This window comes from Nocardia implantans (assembly GCF_035544775.1).
GTDB lineage: Bacteria > Actinomycetota > Actinomycetes > Mycobacteriales > Mycobacteriaceae > Nocardia > Nocardia implantans.
Map to the genome: position 1 here is coordinate 138,030 of NZ_JAYKYQ010000008.1, position 19,003 is coordinate 157,032.

At 69.4% G+C, this 19,003-nt stretch carries 18 protein-coding genes; 10 read left to right on the top strand and 8 right to left on the bottom strand.

The window, feature by feature from the left end; genetic code table 11:
* The first annotated feature begins 70 nt into the window (after positions 1-70).
* Both U3653_RS19800 and U3653_RS19805 read left to right on the top strand, forming a co-directional pair.
* On the top strand, positions 71-1,081 hold the full coding sequence (locus tag U3653_RS19800; RefSeq protein ID WP_195078270.1) for an adenylate/guanylate cyclase domain-containing protein: 1,011 nt from the start codon (positions 71-73) through the stop codon (positions 1,079-1,081).
* A 47-nt stretch (positions 1,082-1,128) separates the two neighbouring features.
* Positions 1,129-1,896: an RluA family pseudouridine synthase gene (locus U3653_RS19805; RefSeq protein WP_195078269.1), complete on the top strand. Its 768-nt coding sequence runs from the start codon at positions 1,129-1,131 to the stop codon at positions 1,894-1,896.
* 373 nt (positions 1,897-2,269) lie between these two features.
* On the opposite strand, the gene U3653_RS19810 is transcribed toward U3653_RS19805, so the two are convergent.
* Positions 2,270-2,872, bottom strand: coding sequence for a TIGR03086 family metal-binding protein (locus U3653_RS19810; protein WP_195078268.1), 603 nt, complete (start codon positions 2,870-2,872; stop codon positions 2,270-2,272).
* Positions 2,873-2,924: 52 nt separating this feature from the next.
* On the opposite strand from U3653_RS19810, the gene U3653_RS19815 reads away from it, so the two are divergent.
* From U3653_RS19815 to U3653_RS19825, 3 genes are all read left to right on the top strand, one after another.
* A complete protein-coding gene (locus U3653_RS19815) occupies positions 2,925-3,359 on the top strand; it encodes a MarR family winged helix-turn-helix transcriptional regulator (RefSeq protein WP_195078267.1) in 435 nt (144 codons plus the stop codon).
* 163 nt (positions 3,360-3,522) lie between these two features.
* Complete coding sequence (locus U3653_RS19820) at positions 3,523-4,308, top strand: metallophosphoesterase (protein ID WP_323124136.1); 786 nt, start codon at positions 3,523-3,525, stop codon at positions 4,306-4,308.
* 66 nt (positions 4,309-4,374) lie between these two features.
* Positions 4,375-5,052, top strand: a complete 678-nt coding sequence (locus tag U3653_RS19825; RefSeq protein ID WP_195078266.1) for a phosphodiesterase — start codon at positions 4,375-4,377, stop codon at positions 5,050-5,052.
* Here U3653_RS19825 and U3653_RS19830 read toward each other — a convergent pair.
* Positions 5,049-6,110: an AraC family transcriptional regulator gene (locus tag U3653_RS19830; RefSeq protein ID WP_323124135.1), complete on the bottom strand. Its 1,062-nt coding sequence runs from the start codon at positions 6,108-6,110 to the stop codon at positions 5,049-5,051. The two genes, U3653_RS19825 and U3653_RS19830, sit on opposite strands and share 4 nt — an antisense overlap.
* Positions 6,111-6,195: 85 nt before the next feature.
* On the opposite strand from U3653_RS19830, the gene U3653_RS19835 reads away from it, so the two are divergent.
* The 4 genes from U3653_RS19835 (at position 6,196) to U3653_RS19850 (ending at position 11,906) form a co-directional block, all read left to right on the top strand.
* On the top strand, positions 6,196-7,662 hold the full coding sequence (locus U3653_RS19835) for a flavin-containing monooxygenase (RefSeq protein WP_195078265.1): 1,467 nt from the start codon (positions 6,196-6,198) through the stop codon (positions 7,660-7,662).
* A 64-nt stretch (positions 7,663-7,726) separates the two neighbouring features.
* Positions 7,727-9,853: an ABC transporter ATP-binding protein gene (locus U3653_RS19840; RefSeq protein WP_323124134.1), complete on the top strand. Its 2,127-nt coding sequence runs from the start codon at positions 7,727-7,729 to the stop codon at positions 9,851-9,853.
* Entirely contained in the window at positions 9,853-10,593 is a 741-nt protein-coding gene (locus U3653_RS19845; RefSeq protein WP_195078264.1) for an energy-coupling factor transporter transmembrane component T family protein, read from the top strand. The genes U3653_RS19840 and U3653_RS19845 overlap by 1 nt, the downstream gene beginning before the upstream one ends.
* Positions 10,594-11,252: 659 nt before the next feature.
* On the top strand, positions 11,253-11,906 hold the full coding sequence (locus U3653_RS19850; protein ID WP_195078263.1) for a DUF8020 domain-containing protein: 654 nt from the start codon (positions 11,253-11,255) through the stop codon (positions 11,904-11,906).
* A 126-nt stretch (positions 11,907-12,032) separates the two neighbouring features.
* On the opposite strand, the gene U3653_RS19855 is transcribed toward U3653_RS19850, so the two are convergent.
* Positions 12,033-13,301: a lipase family protein gene (locus tag U3653_RS19855; RefSeq protein WP_195078262.1), complete on the bottom strand. Its 1,269-nt coding sequence runs from the start codon at positions 13,299-13,301 to the stop codon at positions 12,033-12,035.
* A 249-nt stretch (positions 13,302-13,550) separates the two neighbouring features.
* Between U3653_RS19855 and U3653_RS19860 the strand changes: the two genes are divergently transcribed.
* The gene (locus U3653_RS19860; protein ID WP_195078261.1) at positions 13,551-14,195 is read left to right on the top strand and encodes a cysteine hydrolase family protein; all 645 of its coding nucleotides are present in this window, start codon (positions 13,551-13,553) and stop codon (positions 14,193-14,195) included.
* Positions 14,196-14,238: 43 nt separating this feature from the next.
* Here the strand turns inward: U3653_RS19860 and U3653_RS19865 are convergent, their stop codons facing one another.
* Genes U3653_RS19865 through U3653_RS19885 form a run of 5 tightly spaced genes read right to left on the bottom strand, consistent with a single transcriptional unit; the run spans position 14,239 to position 18,922 of the window.
* Positions 14,239-14,415 carry an antitoxin gene (locus U3653_RS19865; protein ID WP_244891740.1) on the bottom strand — a complete coding sequence of 59 codons (177 nt, stop codon included), beginning with the start codon at positions 14,413-14,415 and terminating at the stop codon, positions 14,239-14,241.
* 44 nt (positions 14,416-14,459) lie between these two features.
* Positions 14,460-16,760 carry an ATP-dependent DNA ligase gene (locus U3653_RS19870; protein ID WP_195078260.1) on the bottom strand — a complete coding sequence of 767 codons (2,301 nt, stop codon included), beginning with the start codon at positions 16,758-16,760 and terminating at the stop codon, positions 14,460-14,462.
* A 47-nt stretch (positions 16,761-16,807) separates the two neighbouring features.
* Positions 16,808-17,014, bottom strand: a complete 207-nt coding sequence (locus tag U3653_RS19875) for an antitoxin (protein WP_067795782.1) — start codon at positions 17,012-17,014, stop codon at positions 16,808-16,810.
* A 37-nt stretch (positions 17,015-17,051) separates the two neighbouring features.
* On the bottom strand, positions 17,052-18,194 hold the full coding sequence (locus U3653_RS19880) for an MBL fold metallo-hydrolase (RefSeq protein ID WP_195078259.1): 1,143 nt from the start codon (positions 18,192-18,194) through the stop codon (positions 17,052-17,054).
* Positions 18,194-18,922 (bottom strand): enoyl-CoA hydratase, encoded by a 729-nt coding sequence (locus tag U3653_RS19885; RefSeq protein WP_195078258.1) that lies wholly within the window; start codon positions 18,920-18,922, stop codon positions 18,194-18,196. Before U3653_RS19885 ends, U3653_RS19880 begins: the two co-directional genes overlap by 1 nt.
* Positions 18,923-19,003 lie beyond the last annotated feature (81 nt).

The window sequence follows — 19,003 nt, forward strand, 5'->3', positions numbered from 1 at the left end:
AGTCCCGGCCCGTATGTGAACTCCCCCAATGGAAGCCGCCGCGCCGGATTCGGCCCGTAAGGTACCGATCATGGTGCCCACCGAGAGGTCCGAATTGGTGCGAGCGGCCGTCGAGTCCTATCTGCTCGACGGAGCGCGCCGGTACAACCGCACCGAGGTCGCCGAGCGGTCGGGGGCGACGACGGCGCTGACCCGGCGGTTGTGGATGGCGCTCGGTTTCCCGTCGAGCATCGGCGACGACGCGGTGGACTACGCCGACGCCGATGTGACGGCGGTGCGCAACTTCGAACAGCTGAACGTGCTGTCCTCGGCCGACGCCAAACAGCAGGCGGCGACCGCGCGCACGCTCGGCCAAGGAATGGCGCGCCTGGCGGAGTGGCAGGTCGATCTGGTGCTCGCGGAGATCGAAGAGCGCATCGCCCGCGCCGAGCCGGGGGCCGACCCCGCGGAGACCGCGCGCGTCGCCGCCGAGGGCGCCATCGCCACGCTGGAGCAGCTGAACACCTATGCGTGGCGGCGGCATCTGGCCGCGTCGCTGTCGCGGTCGCTCGACCCGGGGACGAGCGCGGGCGAGTCGGTGCGCGAACTGGCCGTCGGTTTCGCCGACATGGTCGGTTACACCAGGCTGACCAGGCATCTGCATCCCGACGAACTGTCCATGCTGCTGGAGGCGTTCGAGTCCACCACGACGGCCGCCATCACCGAGAACGGCGGATGGGTGATCAAGAACGTCGGTGACGAGGTCATGTTCGCGACGGAGAGCGCCGCCGAGGCCGCCCGGATCGCGCTGGCCATCCAGGAGTCCACCATGATGGTCGGAGGCACCCCGGAGCTGCGCGTCGCTCTCGCTTACGGCCCGGTGCTGCAACGATTCGGAGATCTGTACGGCTCGGTGGTGAACATCGCCTCCCGGCTCACCGGCGTCGCCCGGCCGGGCACCGTCCTGATCGATGATCACGCCGCCGCCGAACTCGACAGCGACCCGGCGTTCTCGATCAAGCACCTGCGCAGCGTCCGGGTGCGCGGCTTCAATCGCCTGCGTCCGCACCTGCTGCGCCGCAACGGCCGCAACGGCAGGTAGCCCGACCGCCTGCCACCGGCCGCCGCCGTCGGCCCTAGGCTCGTCCGGTGGACAAGGACTGGTCACAGCTACGCGCGCGTTGCCTCGTCGAGGAGGACGCGGCGATTCTGGCCCTGCACAAACCCGCCGGTATCTCGGTCATGGGCGAGCGCCACGACACCGATCTCGTCGAGCTGGCGGCGGCCACCGGAGAAACGCTCTATCCGGTGCACCGGATCGATAAGGTGACCTCCGGCTTGATCCTCTTCGCGAAGGAGCTGCGCGCGCACGGCGAACTGACCAGGCAGTTCAACAAGCAGACCGCCGACAAGGCGTATCTTGCCGTCGTCGCGGCCACCGGACTGCCCGACACCGGCGTGTTCGATCTGCCGCTCAGCGTGGGACGGAAGAACCGGGTGCGCATCGCGGCGCCGCGCGAAAGCATTCGCCAGGAGGCGAGCCGCTGGTTCGTCGACGACGCCGACCTGCTGCCCGCGAAGAACTACCCCTCGCTCACCCGGTTCGCGACGGTGCTGCGGGGCCCTTCGCACACCGTTCTCGCGCTGCGCCCGGTGACCGGCCGTCGCCACCAGATTCGCGTCCACTTGGCCTGGACCGGCCATCCGATAGTCGGCGATCCCCTGTTCGACCGCTCCGGCGCGCACCCGCGAACCTACTTGCACTCCTGGCGTCTCGGCCTCACCGCTTCTTGGCGCACCCCGCCGGAACTGGCTTTGGCCGCCGAACCCGACGCGGCCTTCTGGGAGCCGCTGCACGAGTCCGCCGACCCAGCGGCCCTCGACCGCGCGGCCGGCCTGTTGCGGACGCTCGACTAGCGGCACCGCGTTACCCGATCGGCTTGGCGGCGACCATCGCGAAGAACCGCCGAGACTTCGGCCGCACTCGAAGGGCCATGCCGTACGCACAGCAAGCGTCTGAGCAGCGCGATCGCCTAAAGCGGCAGTTGCCTCGAGGCCGCCGCCCAACTGGACGCCGCGCGAACCGGTCCGGGCCGAGCATCGTCCCCGGTACGAACTGGCTATCCACGGCTCTTGTCGCGCCGTGCGGCGTTCGCACCTGCGGAGCCGAGACGTCGGGTGAAGGAATCCCCGCTACGTCGCGCTCACTGACCCGAGGGACGCGGCTCCAGGTTCGTCCCCAGTCATCCCCAGGCGCCCATGTGCACGGAGCAGCAACGGTCCGAGCGGATCAGTTCGGCCAGTTCGGCGAACGGCCGAGCAGCAGAAGAATGCGGTCGAGGGTCGGCGCCTGCTCCGGAAGCGACAGTGCCGGGGCGAAGGCCGCGCCGGGTGCGGATCGTTCCGGACCGTTGGGGACGGCGAGGGCGATGGTCAGCGCGGCTTCGGCCACGTCGGGATCCGGGGTGACGGTCGCGCCGATCGATCGCGCGACGTCCCAGGCGTGCACGACGCTGTCGACGAGGTGGAAGCCGAGCACGCGCACGGCCGGGATGCCCTGGCCGGGCAGGACCTCCGGCAGCACGAGCGAGCGCTCGAACACCTCGTCGGCGGCGAAGGCGGAGAGCACGTCGTCGGCCGATACGCGATAGTCGGCGACCGGATCGGCGGACGCGCGCACGGTCCAGTCCTCGAGATCCTCGCTCCCCCGCGCGGCGGCGGCGAAGCCGTGGTTCTGCGCGATCATGTGTTCCAGCAGGTCACGAAGACGCCAACCCGCGCAGGGTGTTTCGGCGTCCAGCTGGTCGGGACGAACTCCGGCGACCGCGTCCACGCTCAACCACACCGAACGGGCGTGCTGGTCGCGCAATTCTTTCAAGTCATCAGTAAGCATAAGCGTATCGTATGCACAAGCTTACTATTTTGCCAAGCAGTATCGTCGACCCATGCCGAACGCCCGTCCCGATCTCGCCGCGATGATCGTGCCGCTCGGGCGGGCGCTCATGGCCCTCGAACTGCCCATCCTGGAGCGGCACGACCTGTCCATGTGGGGGTACTCCGTACTCCTCGGCCTCGGCGCGGAACCCGTCTACACCCAGGCGGCGCTGGCCAAAGCGATCGGCGCCGACAAGACCCGCATCATCGGCGTGCTCGACGAGCTACAGCGCCGCGGCCTGATCACGCGCGAAGCCGACCCCGCGGACCGGCGGGTCAACCTGCTGTCGCTCACTCCGGCGGGACGCACCCTGCGCGACCGAGTCCAGCGCGAGATCCAGGCCGGCGAGAACCGGCTGCTCGAGCGGCTTCCCGCGCCGGACCGCGACGCGTTCCTGCGCGCTCTGCGCAGCCTGTCCGACGCGGTGTCCGGACAGCAGAGATAGCAAGAACACAATGTGACTCCGCCCACAACCCGACGGGCAACCGCCGCACGGTGGCGAGCGTCATGACGACGCGTAATACGCAGGTCAATTAGCCTGATGACGTGCCGCGGACGCGACGCGCGCGCCCATCTGACGCAATGCAGCGAACCCCTAGCGAAAGCGAATGCCGATGATCCTGGTTGCTCAGGTCAGCGACACCCACTTCGATCTCGGCACCCGCAACGCCCAGCGTGTGCGGCGGGTGATGGCCTTCATCGCCGGGCTGCGCCGCAGGCCGGACGCCATCGTGGTGACCGGCGACATCACCGACTCCGGCAAACCCGAGCAGTTCGCGGAGGCCAAGGCCGCTTTCGACAGCGAGATCCCGATCTACGCGATTCCCGGCAACCACGACGACCGCGCCGGCTTCCGTACCGCCCTGCTCGGCGAGTCCGCCTCCGACGCCCCGATCAACCACGCGCATCGCGTCGGCGATCTCACGGTAGCCCTGCTGGATTCGAGCGTCCCGGGTCAGCCGGGCGGGCAGCTCGCGGACGAGACCTACGACTGGCTCGGTGGCGTGCTGGACGCGGCGCCCGCGGGCAAGCCGATCCTGCTCGCCCTGCACCACCCGCCCGCGCACCTGTTCAGCCCGATCGTCGACGTGATCTCGCTGGCCGATCCGCAACGGCTCGCCGATCTGGTGGCCGGTGACGACCGGATCGTCGGCGTGGTCACCGGCCACGCGCACTCCGCCGCGGCGACGACCTTCGGGGGACGCCCGCTGCTGGTAGCCCCGAGCACCGCGTCGGTGCTCAGCGGCGAGTGGGAACTCGACCTGCCCGACCACGTCATGGACTACGCGCCCGACCCGGCGGTGGCGCTGCACGTCATCGGTGACGATCACCGGCTCACCAGCCATTTCCGGACGGTTCCGATGGGCGGCCGAATCGGCGTGCAACCGGCCTGACGGCGTTTACCCGGCCCGAGCGGGGGCAATCGGGAGGCACACGACGCCTACCCGGGAGGATTCGCCATGGTCGATCTACCAGCCGCAGTGGTGAAGAACGCGTTCGCGGCCGGAGCCAGGATCCGGCATGCGCGGGTATTCCACCCGTCGGGCCTGCACCTGGCCGGTCGTCTGCACGCCGAGCCCGAATTCGAGCCGCTTTTCGGCAGCGGCGACCGCGCGGTCATCGCGCGGGTGTCCAAAGGCATCGGCCTGCCCAACGGCCTGCCCGATGTGCTGGGCTTGGCGTTCCGGGTGCTCGATCGCGACGAGCAGCCTTGGGATTTCGCGCTCGCCACCACCGGACGGGGACCGCTGGGGCGGTTCGTGATCACCCCTGCGCGCGGCTGGGCCAGCGCACGGTACGGCTGCCTGATGCCCTATCGGATCAGCAACTCCTCGCCCACCTGGTTCTTCGCCGAGCCGGACAGCGTGCAGCCCACGTCCGCGTCGCTCGAGGCGATGCAGGCGCACTTGGACGAGGACCTGGTCAGCTTCACACTCACCGCGGGCCGCCTCGGCGGGCCCACCTGGCGGGTCGCCGAACTCACGCTGCGTCCCGCCGAATCCGCCGAGTACCGCACGGATTACTTCGATCCGATGCTCAATCACCCCGCCGAGGTGGAGCTGTTTCCCGCGGCCATCGGCAAGATCCGCGAGCTGGCCTACACCGGCAGCAGGAGCGGTCGCGGCGAAGAGAGTTAACGCCGGACGGCGCGTTCGCGGCGATAGGCCGCCGGGGTATTACCGGTCCAGCGCTTGAAGGCGAAGATGAACGTCGAGGCCTCGGCGTAGCCGAGCCGGATGGCGACGTCACTCACCGACAGCGGTGTGGCGGTGAGCATCTCCTCCGCCAGCGCACGCCGTACTTCGTCCAGCAAGGCGCGGTAGCTGGTGCCGGCCGCGTCGAGGTGCCGCCGCAGCGTGCGGGTGCTCATGTTGAGATCGTTCGCCACGGCGTCGATGCCGGGCGGGGCGGCGAATCCATCCGCTCCCCCGCGCGGCACGAGGCGTTCGCGCACCTCGGCGGCGATGCCGGTACGCGCCCTTCGGCGGTGCACCAGTTCCCGGCACTGCGCCAGGCACATCGCCCAGGTCTGCTCGTTGGCCTGCGGCAACGGCTGTTCCAGCAGCATCGGCTCGATCGCGAACAGGTTGTGCGGCATGTCGAAACGCGGCGGCACGAGGGTCACCTCGGCGATCCGCTCCGCGTAGCCGGGGTCGGGGAACCGGAATTCCGCCCTGGTCAGCGGCAAGCGGGTGCCGAGCAGATCGCTCATCACCTGGTGCATCGCGGTGACGTCGCGTTCGACGAGGAATTGGCGCACGTCGATCGGCACCGACTCGTCGTGCACCACCGCGACGAATTCGCGCTCGCCCCACTCGGCCACCGGGATGCAGAAGGTGAAGCTGAGGTCCAGGTAGCGCAGCGCGAAGCTGATCGCCTCCCCGAGCGTCGGGCTGCTGACGCAGGCGAAGCCGAAGATGCCGAAGGTGGTGATCCGGTAGCGGCGGCCGACCTCCACGCCGAGCGCGGGCCGATCGGCGAGTTCGCGGACGAGGTTGCGAATGACCGCCAGCTCGGTGTGCGCATCGATCTGCACGTCCGGGTCGCGCAATTGCTGCTCGCCGAGCGCGGTGCCGTGCAGCATGCGTCCCGTGGGCACGCCGTGTTCGGCCGCGTAGCCGACCATCAACGCCACGCTGGCCACACCGCGTGGAAAGTTCCAATCGCGGATATCCGGATCCTGCACCCGCTCCACGCGGACATTATGGCCGAATTTCTCTATGCGACGACACGGCGGCTCTTACAGTGGAGTGAGCTACGGTCGCAGTGAGGAGTCTCACATGTCAGCGCGCAATCGGCCATCGATTCTCGTCATCGGCGCCGGCTTCGGCGGCATCGGCATGGCGATCGAGCTGCGTCGCAACGGCTTCGAGGACATCACCATCCTGGAGCGGGCGGCCGACATCGGCGGGGTCTGGCGGGAGAACACCTACCCCGGCGCGGCCTGCGACGTCCCCTCTCCGCTGTACTCGTTCTCGTTCGAACCCAAGCCGGACTGGCCGCAGCGGTACTCGGGGCGCACCGCCATCCATTCCTATCTGCGCGGCGTCGCCGAACGCCACGGCGTGCTGTCGGCGGTCCGCTTCGGCACCAGCGTCAGCGACGCCGAATTCGACGACGCCACCGGCCGGTGGACCGTCCGGGCCGCCGACGGGAGGAGCTGGGTCGTCGACGTGCTGATCTCGGCGGTGGGCCAGTTGTCGCGTCCGTCCCTGCCCGCCATCCCCGGCATCGACACCTTCACCGGCCCGTACTTCCATTCGGCCGAGTGGGACCACGACGTCGACCTGCGCGGCAAACGCGTCGCCTGCGTCGGCACCGGGGCCAGCGCCGTGCAGTACATCCCGGAGATCCAGCCCGAGGTCGCCCGGCTCACGCTGTTCCAGCGCACACCGGCCTGGGTGATCCCGAAGTTCGACACCGACTACTCGCCGATCCAGCACAACCTGTTCGCGCGGGTGCCGGGCGCGCTGCTGATCGAACGGTTCGGGTGGTGGTCGATCGCGGAGTTCGTCTCGCTGGGGTTGGTGGAGGTTCCCGCCATCGCCCGCTGGGTGGCCCGCATCGCCTCCCGGCACCTCGCCGAACAGGTCGAAGACCCGCAGCTGCGGGCCGAACTCACCCCGGACTATCCGATCGGGTGCAAACGCGCGCTGTTCTCCAACGACTACTACCCCGCGCTCACCCAGCCCAACGTGCGGGTGGAGACCACCGCGATCACCGAGATCACCCCGGCCGGCGTACGCACCGCCGACGGGACGACGCACGAAGTCGACGTGATCATCTACGGCACCGGTTTCAAAGGCACGGAGTTCCTCTGGCCGATGGAGATCTGGGGCCGCAGCGGACGCAGGCTGGCCGACGCATGGGCCGACGGCGCACACGCGTATTACGGGATCACGGTGCCGGACTTCCCGAATTTCTTCCTGGTCTACGGGCCGAACACCAATCTCGGCGTCGGCTCGATCATCTACATGATCGAGTCGCAGACCCGCTACATCCGCCAGGCCGTGCGGTGGCTCGCCGACCACCCCGGCCATTGCGTCGACGTCCGCGCCGACCTGGAAGAGGACTACAACACCGCCCTCCAGCGGCGTCTCGACCGCACCCCGTGGAACTTCTGCTCGAGCTGGTACCGCAACTCCGCCGGCCGCATCACCAACAACTGGCCGGGCTCGCAGACGAGCTACCGCCGCCGCACCCGTCGCTTCGACCCACGGCACTACACCCTCACGCCCGTCTCGTGACGAACGCGCCCCGCCCGGATTCACCTCGGCCCGCCACCGCCCGCCGGGCTGGCAGACTTGTGCTGTGAATGAACTGGCCCGTCCGGGCGGATCGGATGTGCGCGGTCCGCTGCGTCCGATCGAGTTGGCCACCGGCGCCGTGCTCGGCGGAGCCGCCGTCGGGCTGGTGACCATCGGATCGGTCATCCCGTTCGCCGCCGCGCTGCAACTGGTCGGCGCGGTCCCGATCGGGCTGATCGCGCACCGCTTCCGGCTGCGCGCCCTGGTCACCGCGACGATCGCGGCGACGCTGGTCACCTTCGTCGCCGCCGGCGTCGCGTCCGCGACGGCGCTGGTCGCGTCGGCCACCGTGGGCGGGATCATCGGCGTCGTCAAGCGGCGCGGCGGCGGGATCGTCACCGCGTTCGGCCTCTCGGTGCTCGCCGGACTGGCCTGGGCGGGGTTCGCCGTCGGATCGCTCGCGCTGATGTCCACCACCCGCGAGCTGCTGTTCGACAACATCCGCAACGCCTCGCGCGGCGTGCAGGATCTCGCGGCGCGCCTGGAGCAGTTGGCGCCGCTTGGCCGGCTCGCCGCGGACCTGACCGATTCGGTGCTGCACTGGTGGTGGGCGTGGATCGGCGGCAGCGTCGCGCTGGGCATGGTGGCCACCGGCGTCTTCTCCTGGTACGTCCTCGGTTCGGTGCTGGATCGGCTGGCTTGGCTGCCCGGCCGGGACCGGCTGGACGCACCGCTCGACGACCGGCCCGTCGCCCCGCTTCCGGTCACGCTTGACGACGCGGGCTTCCGCTATCCGGGAGCGGCGCGCGATGCGCTGCGCGGCATCGACCTGACCGTCGATGTCGGCGAGTTCGTCGCCGTGGTCGGGCACAACGGTTCGGGCAAGTCGACCCTGACCCGCTTGCTGGCAGGGCTGCCGCCCACCTCGGGATCGGTGCGGCGGCCCGGGTCGGCCGGGCTCGGCAAGCTCGGCGGGACGGCCCTGGTCCTGCAGCGGCCGGAGAGCCAGACCCTCGGGGTGCTCGTCGCCGACGACGTCGTGTGGGGGCTGCCCGCCGAACTCGCCGCCGAGGTGGATGTGGACGCACTTCTCGGCGAGGTGGGGCTCGCCGGAATGGGAGCGAAGGAGACCGCGACGCTCTCCGGCGGACAGCAACAGCGACTGGCGGTCGCCGCCGCGCTGGCCCGGCGTCCCGCGCTGCTGATCGCCGACGAGGCGACCTCGATGATCGATCCGGACGGGCGGCGGGAACTGGTGGACCTGCTGGCCGAGCTGCCGAAACGCCACGCGATGGCCGTGGTGCTGGTGACCCATCACGAGGCCGACGCCGCGGTCGCCGACCGGGTGGTGCACCTGGCCGGGGGAGGCACCGTCGCGCACCTGCCCGCGTGGCCGCGTCCGGCGCGGGATCAGCGACGCAGGCCGATGGGCGCGCCGATCCTCGAACTGCGCGACGTCCGCCACACCTACAACCGTGCGACGCCGTGGGAAGCGCCCGCCCTGCACGGCGTCGATCTGTCCGTGCGCCAAGGCGAGGCCCTGCTCATCGTCGGCGGGAACGGCTCGGGCAAATCCACCCTCGCCTGGATCATGGCGGGCCTGATCGAACCGAGTTCGGGCCGATGCGAGCTGCAAGGGAAGCCGATCGGCAAGCAGATCGGACGGGTTGGACTCGCCTTCCAGCATTCTCGCCTGCAATTACAGAAGCAGACCGTCGGCGAGGAGATCGCGGACTGGGGCGGTCGCGCGACCGGCTCCGGGGCCGTCGGCCGAGCGCTGGACGCGGTGGGGCTGGACCGCGCGCTGGCCGCGCGCTCGATCGAAGAACTCAGCGGCGGCCAAGCCAAGCGGGTGGTGCTCGCGGCGATCGTGGCCAGTCACCCCCAAGTGGTCGTGCTCGACGAGCCGCTGGCCGGTCTCGACCCGGAGGGCCGGGCCGACATCGTCGAGTTGCTCGCGCGGTTGCGGGATGCCGGCTTGACGCTGATCGTCATCTCCCACGACGTGGCCGACATGGCTGCGGTGTGCGACCGGACGGTGCAGCTGCGGTCGGGGCGCATTCTGGGTGCGGAGTCCGCGCGCCAGACGGCGCAGGCGCCGAGCGACTCCGCCGCGCGAGCCGATTCCGGTCCCCGGTCGGTGCGCGCGCACGGCGAAACCGCGTGGCGGTTCGAGCACGGAGGTCGATGATGAGCACCGTTCTGCTGCGCCAAGTCCCGGTCGACAGCCCGGTCCATCGGTTGTGGGCGGGCACGAAGATGATCGGGGTGTTCCTGATCAGCCTGCTGCTGATGTTCCTGCCGTCCTGGCCGGTGCTCGGTGTGATGGCGGCGTTCCTGGTGCTGGTCGGCGCGGTCGCCAGGTTGCCGCTGGGCACGGTGCCGCGGCTGCCGTGGTGGTTCTGGGCGCTGCTCGTCGCGGGAGCCGTGATCAACGTGCCGGTCGGGGGCACGGCCGTGCTGCGCTATGCCCAGGTGCTGGTCTTCGGCCTGATCCTGGTGGCGGCCTCCTTCCTCATCGCGTGGACCACGCCGATGGGCGACATCGCGCCCGCCCTGGCCAAGCTCGGCGCGCCGTTGCGCCGACTCAGGGTGCCGGTGGACGAATGGGCTGTCGTGGTCGCGCTGACCTTCCGCGGTCTGCCGCTGCTCATGGAGGAGATCCGGGTACTGCGCGCCGCTCGCAGGCTCCGGCCCAAGGACCGCATGATGATCGCCCGCGCGGCCGACAACCCGCTCATCGACATCCTCACCGCGGCCATGGCGGTGTCCACCCGCCGCGCCGGAGAACTGGGTGAGGCGATCACCGCGCGCGGCGGCACCGGGCAGCTCACCGCCCGTCCCAGCGCACCCGGCCTGCGTGACGCGGTGGCGCTCGCGCTGGTCGTCGGCGTCTGCCTCGGCTCCATCGCGCTGCACATCGCGCTGTGAGCGCGGGCGCGCAAATGCGGGGTCCGAACCGGGCCTCGGTCGGTAGCGGCCCCTAATGGTCACCGGGAAATTACGGCCAACCAATTCGCTGACCATTTGCAGACTGAGTGGTATCCATCGAAAACTCTCCGCGGGCAACCCCCAGACCCGCCTCGCGCACAGGGTTGACGTCTCCAACGCGCAGCGGGCCGACCCCATTGCGGCGAACCGGGACCGATCGGTACCACCACGCGAGTCTCCGGGTGCGCAGTCGAACACCAAAACCGCGCAATCCTCTCCGCCCCGCGCGTAGTGCCAGCGAAAGCCCTTGACTTACCGCGACTTACGTCTATGCGCGACGCGATATGAATGATTCGAGATTTATGCCCAACTACGAGGCATGCATCTACACGCCCCGACACGGAGGCCAACCGGCACCGCCTGAACCCCTCGAATCGGGGCCCTGAAATAGCAAATTGCTATATCGCCAGGCTCGGCAAAAGGAGGAGGATTACCCTCTGAATCCGTGTCCCAAACCCCCTGGGCCACAGTACAGTTATCACTCGGAAGTAACTGTATTTTGGATCACATCACGGATGTACACGTCGGCGGGGGAAGGAATTTCGGCGTGTGCCGCGTTCTCTAATGCTTGAAACCTGATGAAGATTGGAAACCGAGAAATGATTCTCCGGAGAGTCACCGCCGCCGCCGCTCCACTGGTCGCCGCGCTCGCGGTCGGGGCAGGCGTCGTGCACGCGGAACCGGCTGCGGCGCCGGTGCCCGATATCGGGTACGAAGCCCAGCTGGTCGGCGACAAGATCGTCACGACACTCACCGCGGGCACGTTCGACGTGCGCGGTGACGCCGTGGACATCAAGGACGCCGCCGGCAACGTCGCGGTCACGCTGCCGCTCGCCTTCCGACAGGACGGGCTCGAATATCCCATGGCGCACGTGGTGCGGGACGCGGGCCGCGTGCTGGAACTGACCGTGGTCAAGGACGCGGCGCAGGCCCGCCCGGTGGCGACGCCGGTCGCGTCGCCGTTCGAGAACCAGCGCGCGATGGACGCGTTCCTCTCGCAGTTCGGCATCGCCACCGCGGTCGGCGGGTTCATCGGCACCGTCATCGGCGCGCTCGTCGGATTGACCGGCCTGATCGGCGGTCCCATCGGAATCGGCACCGTGGTCGCCGGTGCGGGCATCGGCGGCATCATCGGCACGATCGTCGTCGGCGGGCCGGCGCTGATCATCGCCGGTATCGATCTGATCAGCACGCTGGCCGCCCCGCCCGGCACCACCAAATGGATGGACACCACCGGGCGTCCGCAGAACTGACCGGCGACCTCGGCACGACGCGCACCGAATCGGCAAGCGGTTCGGTGCGCTTTCGTTTGTGCGCGGTCAGCGGCAACGCCGCGCGAGATCACCCAACCGGTCCGGAGCCGTCGCGCGCCGGTCCCCTTATCGCTCGCGGCATCCAGGAGCCACCGGCAGACCGGCGAACCGGTCGGCGAGAAAGTTCATCGCGCCCGGCGCCTCACCGATCGCCGCCGGGTTGTGCGTGGGCAGCATCGAGTGCACCGAGGTGAGGGTCGCGCCCTGCGCGCAGTACCGGCCGACCAGGTCGGTGAAGCCGGCCACGGGAATCACGTCGTCGGTGCGGCTGTGATACAGGTACATCGGCGCCTCCGGCGCGCTGCCGCCGAGTTCCTGGGCATCGGTGGCGGCACGGAAATCCGGGTGCGCGAACACATCCGCCACGGCGGTGAAGTCGGCGATCCGCGCGCCGGCGTAGATCGGCACCAGATCGGACCCGCAGGCCGCGCCGTTCGCCGCCAGCGCCGCGCGCCCCTGCTCGTTGAGCAAGTCCAGCACGCCCGTCCCGGGATCGTTGCGGGCGAGCGCGAACAGGATGAGCAACGCCAGCCCGGCCTGCACCGTGCCGTCCGCGTCGCGCGCTATGGCAGGCCAATCCGCCGGAATCCCCCCGGAAGTGATGCCGGCGAACCGGATGTCCGGCGCGTACCACGGCTGCATCTGCGCGGCCCACAGCGTGGCGAACGCACCGCCGGAGTAGCCCCACGCGCCGATGGGTGTCGCGGGCCCGAGCCCGGCTTGCGGCAGATCACGTGCCGCCCGGATGCCGTCGAGCACGCCGCGGCCCGAGTTCACACCGTCCAGGAACCGCGACCGCGGCCCCTCGTAGTCACTGGCCACCACCGCCCACCCGCGCCGCAGCGCCTCGGCCATGAACGGGGTGTCGATCAGCGTGTTCACCGCACCGGTGTCCCAGCCGCCGCGCAGCGCGAACGACGGCGCGCATCGGGTGCCGAGACTGTCCTCCGGCACCTGATACGACAGCAGGGGCCGAGCGCCGGGACCGAACCACGGCAGCATCGGGACCAGCACGGTCGCCACGTCGGCGACGGGCTCGTCGCTCGAGTCGGTGCTCCGGTACTTCACCTGCCACGCCGAAATCGGCAGGGGCAACCCGAACAACGCGATCGGCCGGGAATCCAGCACGGCGCCGTCGGGGTACGCGGCGAGATCGGCGGGAGCGGCGTAGAACGGGTCCAGATCGGGCGGCGGTAGCTCGGCGTGTGCCGCGGGGGCGGCGGCCAGACAGGCTGCCAGCACGAGCAACACGGATAGCACGACCCGCGGGATCGTCGTTCGCACAAGATTGTCGGTCGCCTGCGCGATGACAGGCGCCGCGTGAACAACCTTCATCAGGGCCTCCCCAGTCCGGGCGAGGCGGCGAGTGTCCCGGCACTGGCGGCGCCGGCAGCTGGCCTACCTGCTTCAACGGTACTGCCGGGCCGACCGGCCCGGCAACGGTCGATCGCAGGTCACACCCACCGCCGCTGTTGTCCGCCCGCCTGGTTACAGTGTTGGCCAAAACGCCCCCGGCGCAAGCGAATAGCTGCCCGGCGCGACCGGCGCCCGCAGCGCGAGCGCGACGAAGAGGAGTAGCCGAGCATGCGGCATGGCAACGGACTGGACATCCCGGAAGGACTCGCCGACGTGTGCGCGCCGGACCGGATGGCGGTGATCGTCTACGACATGCAGGTCGGTGTGCTCAGTCAGTTGCCGGACGGCCAGGAGATCATCGAGCGGGTGGCGGGGGTGGTCGACGCGGCGCGCTCCGGCGGCTACCCGGTGGTCTTCCTCCGCCACTTCTTCTTGCCCGAACGGCTCAGCGGGACTTTCGCGCTGCGCATGGCCATGAACTGGCAGCAGGTGGATTCGGTGGACAAGGTGCGCTTCATCCTCCAGCGCGACACCCCGGCCTTCGAGCTGGTGCCCGAACTGCGGCCGCGCGCCGACGAGGTGGTGTTCGACAAAACGTCGATGTCGGCCTTCGAAGGCACTCCGCTGGCCTCGATGCTGCGCGACCTGCGTATCGGCGCGTACGCGATCGCGGGTGTCGCTCTGGAGATCGGCATCGCGCCCACGGTCACGCATTCCACCGATCTCGGATTCGTGCCCGTGGTGATCAGCGACGCGGTCGGCGGCCGGGACAAGGACGCCATGGCGCGCGCTTACGCGGATTTCGAGTTCCAAGGCCACGCGCTGGTGACCGACATCGCGACCATCACCCCGCTGCTCGCGGGCGCCGACTGACCCTGAGACCGGGACCAGGCCCGCGCCTGGTCCCGGTCGACGCTCACTGCTCCCGCAGGGCCTTCTTGGCCGCGTCCTGGGCGGCGTCCACCTGGCTGGAGTACTTGTTGCCCGTCTTCTCGTCGACCAGGTCGCCCGCCTTGTCGATGACCGCGTCCAGCTTGTCCGCGTTCTTCTGCGCCAGGTCCATCGCCTTGCCCGCCAGGTTCTTGAAGTCCACCGTGCACTCCTCGTTGTCGCGCTGAGAACAACCGCGCCACAACCCTACCCAGCGCCGGGGGCCGGGCCGAGCCATGCCGGGTGCCACAGCCGGCCCGCCTCGGTCCAATTCATGAAACGCACGGTGCCACCGAGTTTCGGCGTCACCCACACCGCTTCCTTGCGTTCCTCGGCGGTGAGTTCGTTGTCGAACGGCGAGGTCTTGCGTTCCAGCTTGCGCAGCCGCGCGGCCAGCTCGCGCATGTCCGGCTCGCTGAAGCCGGTGCCGACCCGCCCGACGTAGTACAGCAGGCCGTCGTGGGGTATGCCGATCAGCAGCGACTTGAACTCCCGAGCTCCGCTGCGCCGCCACCCGCCGATCAGCACCCGCTGGGTGCGCCAGTTGCGCTGCTTCACCCAGGCGTGCCCGCGCTTGCCCGGCAAGTACACCGAATCCTTTCGCTTCGCGACCACGCCCTCGAGCCCGCGCTGCTGACTGTAGCGCAGGGCGTCGGCGCCCGAGCCGTCCAGCCGCGGCGGCACCACCAGCGACGGCGCGTTCGCCGCGAGCGCCTCGAGCACCCTGCGGCGATCGGAATATCGTTTGCGCAGCAGCGACGTGCCGTCCAGATACAGCACGTCGAACGCGACGAACACCGCCCGCGCCGCGTCGGCCTGCAGCAGGCCGAGGTTCGCGACATCGTGATCGTCGAAAACAACGGCCTCGCCGTCCAGCACCACCTGATGCCCGGACAGCTCCCGCCGCAACGCCCCGATGCGGGGATAGCGGTCGGTCACCACGTTCCCCGCCCGGCTGCGCAACGTCAGCGCACCGTTGTCGATCTCGGCGATCAGCCGGAAGCCGTCCCACTTGGTTTCGAAGCACCACTCGTCGGCGCCGAGTTCGGTGACGTCGCCGAGCGTAGCGAGCATCGGAGACAGGCCGCGCGGAAACGTCGCGGGTCCGTTCGGTGGACGGATGATCCGGCTCGGCGGCTCGTCCGGCTCCTCTTGCGGTTCGGCTCCGTTGCGCGCGCGCATCAGATGCATCAACCACTGGTTGCCGTTGGTCTGGATCAGCGCGTACCGGCCGTTGAGCCGCTTGCCGTGGAACTGCACGATGACTTCGTCGTCGCGCCACTTCTCGGTCTCGTAGGTGCCGGAGTCCCAGATCGTCATCTCCCCGCCGCCGTACTCGCCCTTCGGGATGGCGCCGTGGAAGTCGAGGTACTCCATCGGATGGTCCTCGGTGTGCACGGCGAGGCGGTTCTGGTCGGGCGAGGTCGGCGGGCCTTTGGGCACCGCCCACGACACCAGCACCCCGTCGCGCTCCAGGCGCACGTCCCAGTGCAGGCGCCGCGCATGATGCTCCTGCACGACATAGCGGTTGTTCTCCCCCGGCGCCGGCGACTGAGCGGGAACGGGCTCGGGCGTGCGGGACGGATCGCGCATCGACCGATACTTCGTCAACGCGTCCGGCGCGGACGAGTCGTCCGGTGCCAGTGGTGGATCCAGTTCGGCGAGCAGGTCGCCGTCGGATCGGTACCTGGCCAGCACCTCGTCGAACCGCAGATGCCGCAGCTTCTTCCGGTTCTCGATCTCTTTCCAGGTGCGCGGGGCGGCGACGTTCGGCTCCGCCCTCCCCCGCATCGAGTAGGGCGCGATGGTGGTCTTGGCCGGATTGTTCTGACTCCAGTCGAGGAAGACCTTGCCGCCGCGCGCCGCCTTCGCCATCGTCGCCGTCACCAAGGCCGGGTGCAGCCGCTGCAGATTCGTCGCCACTTGTTTCGCCACCGTGGACGCGCCGTCGGAACTCAGCACGCGATCCAGCGGCACGTAGAGATGAATCCCCTTGCTACCGCTGGTCACCGGGTAGGCGTGCAGTCCGATGCCCTCGACCATCTCACGCACGGCGAGCGCCACCTCGGCGCATTCGGCCAGCCCTGCTCCCGGGCCGGGGTCGAGGTCGAACACCAGCCTGGTCGCCGGACCCATGCCGTCGCCGTCGAAACGCCATTGCGGCACATGCACTTCCAGCGCGGCCTGCTGTGCCAGCCACGCCAGCCCCGCTTCGGAATCGATCAGCGGATAGACGACTTTGCGGTCGGAATGACGCAGGGTGCGCCGCTCGATCCAGGATGGCGCGTGCGACGGAAGATTCTTCTCGAAGAAGGAGGGTTCGTCGACCCCGTTGGGCCAGCGTTTCCGGGTGACCGCCCGCCCGGCGATGTGCGGCAGCATGGCGGGCGCGATGGCCGAATAGTAGGCGATCACCGCGCCTTTGGTCGTTCCGGTGGCCGGGTACAGCACCTTTTCGAGGTTGCTCAGCTCAACCTCGATACCACCGAACTCGCGGCGGGCCGCCATATCCGAAGTGTAGCGGCGGAGGCCACGACGTGGCCTCCGCCGCGGGCTCAGGCGTGCGGCCCGGACTGATCCGGCGGGACCACCTTCTTGGCGGCCTCCTTGCCCTTGGCGATCTTGTCCGAGTACTTGCCGTGTGTCTTCTGGTCGATGAAGTCACCGGCCTTGTCGACCGCGTTGTTGATCTTGTCGGCGTTCTTGGCCGCCGCGTCCTTCCCCTTGTCGACCAGGCCCTTGACCGTATCCGCGAAGCTCATCGCCGTGATCCTTCCTGTCGCCGTTGTCCGGAGTCGTTCAGCCGATATTCTCCCACCAGGAATCCGCGGATGGGGCGCTCGACGGGTCGAGACGCTGCCCCGGCATCGGCACCGCGACAGCGGTGCCCGCCTCCCGCGCCGCGGCCACCATCCGCGTGACCGGCTCCGACCAGCCGTGGAAGGCCAGATTGAACGTCGCCCAGTGAATGGGCACCAGCAGTCCGTGGCCGGGATTCCCGCCGCACAGGTCGGCGTGTGCCCGCACCGCCTCCTCGGGATTCATGTGCACATCCGGCCAGCGCTCGTCGTAGGCCCCGATCGGAAGCAGCGTGAGGTCGAACGGCCCGAGCGCCGCGCCCGCCTCGGCGAATGCCTTGGTGAAGCCGGTGTCGCCGCCGAAATAGGCCCGCTTGGCGGGACCGACGATCGACCACGACGCCCACAGCGTGGTGTTGCGCAGCAGGCCGCGTCCGGAGAAATGCCGCGCCTCCGTGCAAGTGATCGTCAGATCCACGCCATCGCGGTCGCGGCCGAGCTCGGCGAGCGACACCGAACCGCCCCAGTCCAATTCGACGATGCGGTCTTCCGGCACACCCCAGTGCCGCAGGTGGGCGCCGATGCCGATCGGAACGAGGAACGGCGCGCTCTGGCGTGCAACCAGTTCCCGGACGGTCTCCTTGTCCAGGTGGTCGTAGTGGTCGTGAGAGATGAGCACCGCGTCGATCGGCGGCAGGTCGGCCAGCGGTTGCGGCACCGGATGCATCCGCGCCGGACCGACCAGCGGCGATGGCGAAACCCGCTCGCTCCACACCGGATCGGTGAGAATCCGGTATCCGTCGACCTCGATCAACGTCGTGGCGTGGCCGTACCAGGTGACGGCGAGAGCGCCCGCCGCGGCCGGTTGCTGCGGCATCCGTACCGGGATGCGGCCGCGCGGCCTGCCCACGTTGCGCTGGGTCAGCGCCGAGACCAAGAGCGAGGGAGCCGAACCGGCGACCACCTGGCTACTGGGCTCGGTGTTGTGGAACTGCCGATCGCGATAGGTCGTCGCCCCCATCGCGTACGGCTGGATCGCCGAAATCGACGCGCCCATGGCCGACGGGATGTCCCACACGGCCCGGACCAGCCAGCTGATGCCGAGCGCACCCGCCGCCGCGCCCGCGATACGTTTGATGTCCATCATCGCCCCACGAACTTCGCTGGGCGCTTTTCCTGCCTGGCCAAACGACCCTCCTTGGCATCCTCGCTCGTCCACGCGGCCTCCAGCGCCGCGCGTTGCTGCGCGGTTTCCGGCTCGCGCGTTCCGTCGTCGTTGAGCACCAGCTTCATGTGCCGCAGGGACAGCGGGGCCAGCGCCGCGATGTGCTTGGCCCAGGCCTGCGCGTCGGCCACGGTGCCGATCCGGTTGGCGAACCCGAAGGCGTAGGCATCGTCGGCCGAGATCTGCTCGGCTCCCAGCAACACCGTGCGCGCCGGACCGCCGCCGATCAAGGCGGCCAGCCTGCGCACCGTCCACCGATCGACGGTGATGCCCAGTTTCGCGGCCGGGACCGCGATATAGGCCTCCGGCGCGATCACCCGCAGGTCGGAAGCGAGCGCCAGCTGCACACCGGCTCCGATCGCCGCGCCGTTGATCGCCGAGATCACCGGGACCGGCGCCGATTCGATGGCGTGCAACATGTCCAGCAACCCGGACAGGAAATCGCCGGAGTACACCCCGGACAGATCGGCGCCCGCGCTGAACACCGGGCCCCGCCCGGTCAGTACGATGGCCCGTGCCTGGTCGGCGACAGCGTCGAGCACTGCTTCCCGCAGCAGTGTCACGAGTTCGTGATTGAGCGCGTTGCGGCGCTCCTCCCGCTGCAGTTCGATGGTGACCACGTCACCATCGCGGCTGACCCCGAGCATGCGACCTCCCCGACTGAACGGTCCGTCTGATCTCTTCACTCTGCCACAGGGGACTACCCGTTCCACGCCGGGCGATACGAT

Coding starts and splice junctions, on each gene's coding strand:
- U3653_RS19850 (WP_195078263.1), top strand. CDS start 11,253: ATGATTCTCCGGAGAGTCACCGCCGCCGCCGCTCCACTGGTCGCCGCG.
- U3653_RS19845 (WP_195078264.1), top strand. CDS start 9,853: ATGAGCACCGTTCTGCTGCGCCAAGTCCCGGTCGACAGCCCGGTCCAT.
- U3653_RS19810 (WP_195078268.1), bottom strand. CDS start 2,872: ATGCTTACTGATGACTTGAAAGAATTGCGCGACCAGCACGCCCGTTCG.
- U3653_RS19860 (WP_195078261.1), top strand. CDS start 13,551: ATGCGGCATGGCAACGGACTGGACATCCCGGAAGGACTCGCCGACGTG.
- U3653_RS19820 (WP_323124136.1), top strand. CDS start 3,523: ATGCCGATGATCCTGGTTGCTCAGGTCAGCGACACCCACTTCGATCTC.
- U3653_RS19815 (WP_195078267.1), top strand. CDS start 2,925: ATGCCGAACGCCCGTCCCGATCTCGCCGCGATGATCGTGCCGCTCGGG.
- U3653_RS19880 (WP_195078259.1), bottom strand. CDS start 18,194: ATGGACATCAAACGTATCGCGGGCGCGGCGGCGGGTGCGCTCGGCATC.
- U3653_RS19875 (WP_067795782.1), bottom strand. CDS start 17,014: ATGAGCTTCGCGGATACGGTCAAGGGCCTGGTCGACAAGGGGAAGGAC.
- U3653_RS19885 (WP_195078258.1), bottom strand. CDS start 18,922: ATGCTCGGGGTCAGCCGCGATGGTGACGTGGTCACCATCGAACTGCAG.
- U3653_RS19855 (WP_195078262.1), bottom strand. CDS start 13,301: ATGAAGGTTGTTCACGCGGCGCCTGTCATCGCGCAGGCGACCGACAAT.
- U3653_RS19800 (WP_195078270.1), top strand. CDS start 71: ATGGTGCCCACCGAGAGGTCCGAATTGGTGCGAGCGGCCGTCGAGTCC.
- U3653_RS19835 (WP_195078265.1), top strand. CDS start 6,196: ATGTCAGCGCGCAATCGGCCATCGATTCTCGTCATCGGCGCCGGCTTC.
- U3653_RS19870 (WP_195078260.1), bottom strand. CDS start 16,760: ATGGCGGCCCGCCGCGAGTTCGGTGGTATCGAGGTTGAGCTGAGCAAC.
- U3653_RS19825 (WP_195078266.1), top strand. CDS start 4,375: ATGGTCGATCTACCAGCCGCAGTGGTGAAGAACGCGTTCGCGGCCGGA.